2 protein-coding genes and 1 pseudogene are annotated in these 2,245 nt (G+C 67.5%); 1 reads left to right on the top strand and 2 read right to left on the bottom strand.

The annotated features are described in order from the left end of the window. Positions 1-838, bottom strand: an 838-nt coding sequence (locus VW23_RS22925; RefSeq protein ID WP_244513713.1) for a cobyric acid synthase, incomplete at its 3' end; no start/stop codon positions are given. Between the two features lie 45 nt (positions 839-883). On the opposite strand from VW23_RS22925, the gene cobF reads away from it, so the two are divergent. Beyond that, a complete protein-coding gene (gene cobF / locus VW23_RS22920) occupies positions 884-1,645 on the top strand; it encodes a precorrin-6A synthase (deacetylating) (RefSeq protein WP_069911813.1) in 762 nt (253 codons plus the stop codon). Here cobF and VW23_RS22915 read toward each other — a convergent pair. Then, positions 1,633-2,245: pseudogene (locus tag VW23_RS22915) on the bottom strand (cobyrinate a,c-diamide synthase); the annotation flags it as partial. The gene cobF and the pseudogene VW23_RS22915 sit on opposite strands and share 13 nt — an antisense overlap.

Here is a 2,245-nt window from a genome sequence, read left to right as displayed (position 1 = left end):
CGAGGCTGACACCGGGCTCGAGCCGCAGCGGATCGAGATCGTCGAAATTCGCGATGCGCGGCAGGCGCGGCACGACGATGCGATAGCCGCCCTGCCCCAGCGTCTGCTGCTCCTCAAGCGCCAGCGCGTCCTCGGCTGGGAGTTGGCGCGCGTCGCCGAACCAGGGGATCGGGCCGAGGCAAGGCACGCCGGTGCGCTCGGCAATGAAGCGCTTGCCGTCTTCGAACAGGGCCGGATCGCCCTGGAACTTGTTCACCAGCGTCGCGGCGATCAGTGCGGCATCATCGGGATCGATCACCGCGAAGGTGCCGACCAAGGCGGCGATGACGCCGCCGCGCTGGATATCGCCGGCGAGGATCACCGGCAGGTCGGCGGCCCGGGCGAAACCGAAATTGGCGATGTCGTTGGCGCGGAGGTTGACCTCGGAGGCGCTGCCGGCGCCTTCGACGACGATCAGGTCGGCGTCCGAGCCAAGCTCACTGTGGGCGGCGAGCACCTGAGGGAGCAGCTCGCCGCGCTTCTTCCAGTATTCGCGGGCCGGGAAGCTGCCGATGCGCTGGCCACGCAGCACCAGCTGCGAGCCGGTCTCACCCTCGGGCTTCAGCAGCACCGGGTTCATGGCGGTGACGGGGTCGCGCCGGGCCGCCCTTGCCTGCAGCGCCTGGGCCCGGCCGATCTCGCCGCCATCGGTGGTGACGGCGGCATTGTTGGACATGTTCTGCGGTTTGAACGGCGCGACCCGCAGCCCGCGATTTGTGTAGGCGCGACAAAGGCCTGCGACCAGCAGCGATTTGCCGACATCGGACCCGGTGCCCATGAACATCAGGGATTTCGCCATGCTGCGGTTCTAGCCGGTGAAGCAGCGATCCGATAGGGAGGACGGATGCGCACCATCCTTGTCATCGGCATCGGGGCCGGCAACCCGGATTACCTCACGCTTCAGGCGATCAAGGCGATGAACCGCGCCGAAGTGTTCTTCATGCCCGACAAGGGCGAGGAGAAGGCCGGGCTCAACGCCATCCGGCTGGCGATGCTCGAGCAGTTCGTCAGCGAGCCGCGCTACCGGCTGGTGGAGTTCGCCATCCCGTCGCGCCGCAAGGCCGCAACGCCGGACTATCGCGACAGCGTCGAGGAGTGGCGGGACAAGCTGGAGGTGGCCTACCAGCGAATGTTCGCGGAACTGCCAGACGATGGCGTCGGCGCCTTCCTGGTCTGGGGCGATCCGGCGCTTTACGACGGAACGCTACGCATCCTCAGGGATATGCAGGCAGCCGGCTCCCCGATCGCCATCGAGGTGATCCCCGGGATTTCGGCGCCGCAGGCACTGGCCGCCCAGCATCAGGTAACGCTCAACCGGGTGGGCGAGGCGGTGACTATCACCACCGGCCGTCGGGTCGGTGAAGGCGAGGCGGACGCGCTCAGCAGCGCCGTGGTGATGCTGGACAACCACCAGGTATTCCGGCGCTTCGCTATGGACGAGGCGGAGATCTTCTGGGGCGCCTATCTCGGGACGGCAGACGAGATTCTGGTTGCCGGAAAGGTCTCCGAGGTGATGGACGAGATCGACGCGAAACGGCGCGAGGCGCAGGCCCGCCATGGCTGGATCATGGACACGTACATGATCCGCAAGCCTCAGGCGGATTGATCGACATCGATCACGTGGGCGTAGGAGCCCATGATGCGTCCCTCGACGAGCCCCATCGGCGGCAGTGCCTCACCGAGCGCATCGGTGGCACCGAACAGCGGCGTGCCATGGGTCTTGCGGGCGGATGAGTAGTGGAACTCGTGGCCGGCGAGGTGTTGCGGGAACGGCAGCGGGCTCTGGTGGACGAGGCGACGATAGCCGAGGACCCGCTTGGGGCGGTCGATGCGGGTTTCGTGCGGCAATAGGCCGGACATCGGGTAGGTCGCACCGGCCTTGTCGGTGAGGCTGGCGCCCAGCACCATGAAGCCCCCGCATTCGCCATAGACCAGCGCCGACCGCTCGGCGCTCGCCCGCAAGCCGCGCATGAAAGTCTCGGCGGCGGCGAGGCGGGCAGCGTGCAGTTCGGGATAACCGCCGGGGAGGAAGACGGCATCCGCCGTGGTGTCGGGCGCTTCGTCGGCGAGCGGCGAGAAGAAGCTGAAGCTGGCGCCGGCCTCTCGCCAATCATTGAGCCAGTGCGGGTAGAGGAAGGCAAAGGCATCGTCGCGGGCGATCGCGATGTGCTGGCCGAGGGGTGGCAACAGCTCCCCTCCCCCTTGA

Source organism: Devosia insulae DS-56 (assembly GCF_000970465.2).
GTDB classification, from domain to species: Bacteria; Pseudomonadota; Alphaproteobacteria; order Rhizobiales; family Devosiaceae; genus Devosia_A; species Devosia_A insulae.
Note: the sequence above shows the minus strand (reverse complement) of the source record. Positions and strands in the feature narration are given on the sequence as shown.